This window comes from Syntrophotalea sp. (assembly GCF_050253115.1).
In the GTDB taxonomy this organism is placed as follows: domain Bacteria; phylum Desulfobacterota; class Desulfuromonadia; order Desulfuromonadales; family Syntrophotaleaceae; genus Syntrophotalea; species Syntrophotalea acetylenica.
In genome coordinates this window covers 23,324-30,070 of record NZ_JBFWJQ010000022.1, presented here as the reverse complement: position 1 = coordinate 30,070, position 6,747 = coordinate 23,324, and the positions used below count along the sequence as shown (strand labels likewise).

Sequence of the window (6,747 nt, the reverse complement as noted above, 5' to 3'; positions counted from 1 at the left end):
GTTCTGAGCCAGGATCAAACTCTCCAGTTATATAACTGTAAAAGCTGATTCTGTTCTTCTTTTGGTTTGACTTGTTTGCCCGCAAACCATCTCAAGCGTCTGCTATTTAGTTTTCAAAGACCAGCTTCAAGGGCGACTCTGTTTCCCTCTCGCCCGAAGGGAAGCCGAATATACGAGATGTTGGTTTTACTGTCAACCTTTTATTTTCATTTTTTTTGTGAAAATTTTATCCGGACAAAACGCCGCTTGCCGGCCTGCAGGATCAGCTCCCCGCAAGGCGCTACTTCCTGGTCTGCATCCGACAATTTTTGGCCATTGAGCTTCACCGCCCCTTGTTTAACAAGACGGCGAGCCTCGCCATTGGAAGCGACAAGCCCCGCATCGGCCATCAGCTTACAGACCCAGACGGGCTGCTTGTCCCCCGAAACATACTCAGGGATGTCATCGGGGATTTCTTTCTGCCTGAACTGCAGGACAAAATCCTCTTCGGCGCGCACTGCGGCGTCATGGTCGTAAAAACGCGCGACCAACTCCCGCGCCAGTGCCTTTTTGCTTTCCATCGGATGCGCTCCCCCCGACTTGCCCTCGACGCCATCACACACCCGTTGCAATTGGGCCAGGTCGACGTCCGACAACAGCTCGTAATAACGCAGCATGAGTTCATCGGAGATACTCATCACCTTGCCGAAAATTTCCTTGGGAGACTCGGTGATACCTATGTAATTACCGAGCGACTTGCTCATTTTATTGACGCCGTCAAGTCCTTCGAGCAACGGCATGGTAAGGACACACTGGGGTTCCTGCCCTTCCTGCTTTTGCAATTCCCGGCCGACCAGAAGATTGAACTTCTGGTCGGTCCCCCCGAGCTCAACATCGGCCCGGAGTGCCACGGAGTCATATCCCTGAACAAGAGGATACAGAAATTCGTGAATCGCTATGGGTTGCTGCCCCGTGAAACGCTTGTGAAAATCGTCGCGTTCGAGCATGCGCGCCACGGTGTATCGTGCCGCCAGTGCGATCAGGTCGGCTGCCGACATTCGCCCCATCCAGGTACTGTTGAACACAACCCGGGTGCGAGCCGGATCAAGGATTTTAAAAACCTGCTCCTTGTAGGTTTCGGCATTTTTCAATACGGCTTCACGGGTCAATGCTTTGCGCGTCTCGTTTTTTCCGGTGGGGTCCCCGATCATGCCCGTGAAATCCCCGATAAGAAAATTCACCTCGTGCCCAAGATCCTGAAACTGCTTCAGTTTCTGAATCAGAACCGTATGGCCAATGTGCAGATCAGGAGCGGTCGGATCAAAGCCTGCCTTGATTTTCAGAGGCACGCCGGTCGCGACGGACTTCTTGAGTTTTTGCTCGAGTTCGCTTTCGACCAGAATCTCCACGGCACCGCGCCGGATGATGGCCATTTGTTCCTGAACCGACTTCATATCGCTACCTTTTCATTGAATGGGACGAACTTCTTTTTGATCGCCGGCATTTGCCCCACCAGCGAAGACACCGTGATTAGCCGCAGTCTTCCATAATGCGATGCATCTCAAGGGCCTTGCCATTTGTTTCATCGACACTGATCAGCACGGCACACAGGATCGGATCCTTTTTAGCCACTTCGAAACGCACCGGCAACTGCGTGAGGAACCGGTCAATGGCCTCTTCTTTACGCATGCCGATCACGGCATCCCGACTGCCGGTCAACCCCACGTCCGAGATATAGGCGGTTCCCTTGCTCAACACGCCTTCGTCGGCAGTCTGCACGTGGGTATGGGTGCCGACAACCGCCGACACCCGACCGTCGAGATAGTGACCCAAGGCGGCTTTCTCACTGGTGGCCTCGGCATGGAAATCGACCAGAATGATCGGTGTCTGCCGTCGCAGGCTTTCAATTTCCCGATCGGCACAGCGAAAAGGGCAATCCAGATTGTTCATGAAAACCCTCCCCTCGAGATTGAGGACACCCACTTCAAGGCCTGCAGCCGTAGTATAGACGCCACAGCCACGACCCGGCAGACCCGGTGGATAATTCGCAGGGCGCAGCAGGCGGGACTCCCTGTCGAGATAATCATAAATTTCCCGCTTGTCCCAGATATGATTGCCCGAGGTCAAGACATCAATGCCCAGATCGTACAATTCGGCGGCAATATTGGCCGTCAAGCCAAATCCGGCGGCAGCGTTTTCACCATTTGCCACAACCAGGTCGACCCGCCGTGAATCGACAAGGGTGTGCAATCGGCTCTCCACCGCACGTCTTCCGGTCCGCCCGATTATATCTCCGATAAACAGAATATTCAAAAGCCCCGTTCTCCTCCCGGCATGCGCCTTGCCGACAAGCCTGTCGTTAACAGGCTACCTGTCGATATCCGTCGCAGCGAACCGTTACTTGGCAAATTCAACCGCCCTGGTTTCACGGATGACATTGATCTTGATCTGCCCCGGATAAGTCATTTCTTCTTCAATCTGCCGGGCAATCTGCTTGGCAAGAGTGTGGGACTGGACATCCGAAACTTCTTCACTTGCCACCATGACGCGAATTTCACGCCCTGCCTGAATGGCGAAGCAACTGGTAACCCCTTGGAAAGACGTTCCGATGCGCTCCAGATCCTGCAGCCGCTTGACGTAAGTCTCCAGCATTTCACGACGGGCCCCGGGGCGCGCGCCGGAGAGGGCATCCGCCGCCTGCACCAGAACCGCCAGAACCGTCGAGGGTTTTTCATCCTCGTGGTGTGCGGCCAGAGCGTGAACAATCTTGGCAGACTCTCCATACTTGCGAGCCAGGTTGGCGCCGATAACAGCATGAGATCCTTCAATTTCATGGTCGACGGCCTTACCGATATCGTGCAGCAGGCCCGCGCGTTTGGCTTGCTTGACGTTGACGCCCAGTTCGGCAGCCATAATGCCACACAGGAACGCGACTTCAATCGAATGCTGCAACACATTCTGACCATAGGAAGTGCGGTAGCGCAGACGACCGATCAGTTTGATGATTTCAGGATGGATGCCGTGGACGCCAACATCGAAGGTGGCCTGTTCTCCGGCTTCCCGGATGGCGTTGTCGACATCCTGGGTCGCCTTCGACACCATTTCCTCGATACGCGCCGGGTGAATGCGCCCATCCCCGATCAACCGCTCCAGAGCCAGCCGGGCCACCTCGCGGCGCACCGGGTTGAACCCGGATATAATAACGGCCTCGGGTGTATCATCGATAATCAGGTCGATGCCGGTGGCCGCCTCGATAGCACGAATATTGCGGCCTTCCCTGCCGATGATACGACCCTTCATTTCATCATTGGGCAAGGGCACCACGCTGACCGCGTTTTCCGCAACAAAATCGCCGGCATAGCGCTGAACGGCCAGAGCCAGGATTTCCTGGGCCTTCTTGTCCGCAGTCTCTTTGGCTTCGTCCTCGATCTGCTTGATCCACTTGGCGCTTTCGTGCCGAGCTTCGCTCTCCATCTGCTCCATCAACTGCTTTTTGGCCTCTTCGGCACCCAGGCCAGCAAGCTCCTCGAGGCGCTCACGTTGTTGACGCACAATCCCTTCGACCTCTTTTTCCAGAGTACGGATGCGCCCCTCCTGTTGAACGAGTCGCTTTTCGCGCTGTCCGACCTCGTCATCCCGCGCATCAACCTGGGCAACCTTGCGATCGAGATTTTCCTCACGCTGCAGCAGGCGCTTCTCCTGGGACTGCAACTCCCTGCGCAGCTCTCGTGCCTCCTGCTCCCAGGCCGTCTTGGCCTCCAGCAGGGCGTCCTTTTTTTGAATTTCCGCTTCCTTGCGAAGGATTTCCGCTTCCTTGGTGGCCTCTGAAAGAATCTGGTCCGCCATGCGCCTGGCTTCGGCCAACTGCGTGGCAGCTACCTTGCGACGAAAAAACGCGCCGCAAAAGGCACCCACCACCAGGGCCGCGCCTATTCCCAGCCATTGAATTTCTATACTCAAGACACTACCTCCTCAAATTTATGTTTCTTGCAGCAAACGACGTCCGGACTGGGTGAAGGGACACACCCGTTCCTCGGTGATCAGCAGGTCCAGGCCTGCGTCGTGATCTTCAACAGGAAGTTCATCAAGCAACTGCATTTCATAACACAGCCCCACAGAAATTGCCGAACGGCCCCCGAGGCAAAGAACCCGATCGTAAAATCCCTTGCCATAACCGAGGCGATTGCCGAACAGATCAAAAGCCACGCCGGGCACCAGAATGAGATCAAGCGCAGAGGGTGGAATCAGATGCGATCCGGTCGGCTCCATGACTCCAAACGCCCCCGGCGCAAATTCCGCGGGCGAAGATACCGACACAAAATCGAGAGACTCTCCTCTGACCCTTGGATAAGCGACAACCTTGCCCGCACGCAGGGCCTGATGAAAAACCTCCTCGGTGAATACTTCATTAAAAATGGGACTATACAGAGCTACGCAGCATGCCGATCTGAAGACATCGAGCATTACGAGCCGCCGCTGGATTCGGATGCTATGACTGAGACAGACTTCCGCCGCCAGATGTTTTCGACGAGCCAGCATGATGCTGCGAAGCGATTTTTTGGGCATGGCAGAGATCCCGCAGAAACGGCAACCTCTGTTAGGGAGGATTCAGATCAGATATGGCAAGGATGGATCATGCTTGCCCGGCCTGGCAGAAAAGGCTTCTTGCAAATCTCACCCCCGCCGCAACCGGGGCTATCCTTCGACTGTCCATCGAAAAAAGGCGAAAGACCCCTTCTCCCGCCCGGAACAGCGCGCCTGAATTGACTGCAAGAAACACAAAAGCGCATTGTGCGCCTGGATATTCTGATAACCGCACAGACAAGACACCTGCTGGCTACTCAGGATCTTGTAAAAGCATCAACCAACCGGATCTATCTAAAATCTCCGTACAGAGATGACCTGGCGCAGCGCGCCTTTTCAAGGCCTCCCGCTAAGGAAACCCTGATGCCGCCCGGATACAGCAGCAAAACTTTCAACTCTCGCGCGTCAGAAAATCGGGGCAAGTCGATTCCAGACGTGCCACAAGATCCCGCAACCGCGCGTTTGCACTGTCGTCCTGATGTTGTACGGCGTCATGAAGCCGCAGATACGCTTCTCCAACATTGAGCAGGGCCAGGACCGCGATATTCAAGGTGTCGACCGCCCTGCTGGCGGCCATTACCTCGGCGATTTTTTCGTTTACGAAATCGGCGACCCGACAAACCTCTTCCGGCGCCATCGCGCTTCGGATGGTGTACTGCTGGCCCAAAAGCGTAACCTGGACAGCGTGCTTCAAGACACCTCCTGATCCAGTCCATCAAGCTTGGCCAGAATCCGATCCACTTCGGAAGCAAAACGCTCCCGCTCCTGAAGAAGGCGATCCCTGTCCGCCAGCAACTGCTGGCATTGCTCTTCCAGCGCCTGCTTGCGCGCCAGAAGCTGATCAATTCTTTTTTCCAACTGAATTATCAGAGTCAAATCCACAGCTACCTCTGCTCAGTAAAAGGTGATTTTAGAAAAGAGGGAACCCTTTAGTCAAGAAATTATCCGTCCTGCGAAAAAAGAGCTTCTATAAACACTTCCGCATCGAAGGGGCGAAGGTCGTCAATCCCTTCACCGATACCCACATAACGAATCGGCAGACCGAGTTCCTCTCCTATGGCGACCAGCATACCGCCTCGCGCCGTGCCGTCGAGTTTTGTCAAAGCCAGCCCGGACACCGCCACGGCCTGCTGGAAAAGACGGGCCTGCACCAGCGCATTCTGTCCGGTGGTTGCATCCACCACCAACAGGGTTTCATGGGGCGCGCCGGGCACTTCGCGCTCCAGAACCCGGCGGATCTTCTTGAGCTCCTCCATGAGATTGACCTTGGTGTGGAGCCGCCCTGCGGTATCCAGCAAAAGAATGTCGGCAGCGCGGGACCGGGCAGCCTTGATCGCGTCGAAAGCAACGGCCGCGGGATCTGCCCCGGACTCCTGACGTATCACCTCAACGCCGGCGCGCTCTGCCCACACTTCAAGCTGTTCGGCAGCCGCCGCCCGGAAGGTATCGCCCGCGCCGACCAATACCTTTTTACCCTGACGTGCGAACTGATGGGCCAATTTGCCGATAGTGGTGGTCTTGCCGACGCCATTCACCCCCACAACCATGATGACGAAGGGCTTGGCGCTCTCGGTATCCAGGAGAGCCGTTTCATTGGCGAGGCGTGCGCGGATTTCCTCTTTGAGAGCGGCACGCAAGGTTGCGGAATCCTTGAGCTGACCTTTATCCAGGCGGTTTTCCAGCGACTGGATAAGTTGCTGGGTGGTTTTCATCCCCAGATCGGCGGTAATCAATATCTCTTCGAGATCTTCCAGCAGTTCGGCATCGACGCCCTGATGGCCGCGCAGTAGCGTGTCGATGCGCCCCACCAGAGAAGCCTGGGTTTTGGCCAAACCGCTCCGCATACGTTGCAGCAGGCCCACCGGCTCCTCGACCACCGGCTCCTCGACCACCGGCTCCTCGACCACCGGCTCCTCGACCACCGGCTCCTCGACCACCGGCTCCTCGACCACCGGCTCTTCCGCCGCCGGCGCGGGGCGCTTGCCCCTTTTGAGCGGACGTTTGACCAACAAACGCAACAGCCCCACGCCGACCCCGGCCAGAAGGACCAAACCGGTACCGAATGCAACCAGGCCGATCAGTTTGCCATACGGCTCGGGCACCCCCATGCGAACTGCCACTTCGGTCAACCAGGCGACACAACGGGCGAACATTTCCATGCTTTCACTCCTTGAACTTGCGGGC

Annotated in this window: 7 protein-coding genes; all 7 read right to left on the bottom strand. The window is 56.2% G+C overall.

Features of this window, described 5'->3' with window-relative positions; all coding sequences use genetic code 11:
• Nucleotides 1-206: 206 nt before the first annotated feature.
• On the bottom strand, nucleotides 207-1,433 hold the full coding sequence (gene tyrS, locus AB7E65_RS04155; RefSeq protein WP_072287099.1) for a tyrosine--tRNA ligase: 1,227 nt from the start codon (nucleotides 1,431-1,433) through the stop codon (nucleotides 207-209).
• A gap of 76 nt (nucleotides 1,434-1,509) precedes the next feature.
• Nucleotides 1,510-2,292 carry a TIGR00282 family metallophosphoesterase gene (locus AB7E65_RS04150; protein WP_072287098.1) on the bottom strand — a complete coding sequence of 261 codons (783 nt, stop codon included), beginning with the start codon at nucleotides 2,290-2,292 and terminating at the stop codon, nucleotides 1,510-1,512.
• 84 nt (nucleotides 2,293-2,376) lie between these two features.
• Complete coding sequence (gene rny / locus AB7E65_RS04145) at nucleotides 2,377-3,939, bottom strand: ribonuclease Y (RefSeq protein ID WP_428745319.1); 1,563 nt, start codon at nucleotides 3,937-3,939, stop codon at nucleotides 2,377-2,379.
• An 18-nt stretch (nucleotides 3,940-3,957) separates the two neighbouring features.
• On the bottom strand, nucleotides 3,958-4,545 hold the full coding sequence (locus AB7E65_RS04140; RefSeq protein ID WP_428745318.1) for a 5-formyltetrahydrofolate cyclo-ligase: 588 nt from the start codon (nucleotides 4,543-4,545) through the stop codon (nucleotides 3,958-3,960).
• 409 nt (nucleotides 4,546-4,954) lie between these two features.
• Entirely contained in the window at nucleotides 4,955-5,257 is a 303-nt protein-coding gene (locus tag AB7E65_RS04135; protein WP_320362076.1) for a cell division protein ZapA, read from the bottom strand.
• The gene (locus tag AB7E65_RS04130) at nucleotides 5,254-5,445 is read right to left on the bottom strand and encodes a cell division protein ZapB (RefSeq protein ID WP_072287094.1); all 192 of its coding nucleotides are present in this window, start codon (nucleotides 5,443-5,445) and stop codon (nucleotides 5,254-5,256) included. The genes AB7E65_RS04135 and AB7E65_RS04130 overlap by 4 nt, the downstream gene beginning before the upstream one ends.
• A 59-nt stretch (nucleotides 5,446-5,504) precedes the next feature.
• On the bottom strand, nucleotides 5,505-6,722 hold the full coding sequence (ftsY, locus tag AB7E65_RS04125) for a signal recognition particle-docking protein FtsY (RefSeq protein ID WP_428745317.1): 1,218 nt from the start codon (nucleotides 6,720-6,722) through the stop codon (nucleotides 5,505-5,507).
• Nucleotides 6,723-6,747: the final 25 nt, after the last annotated feature.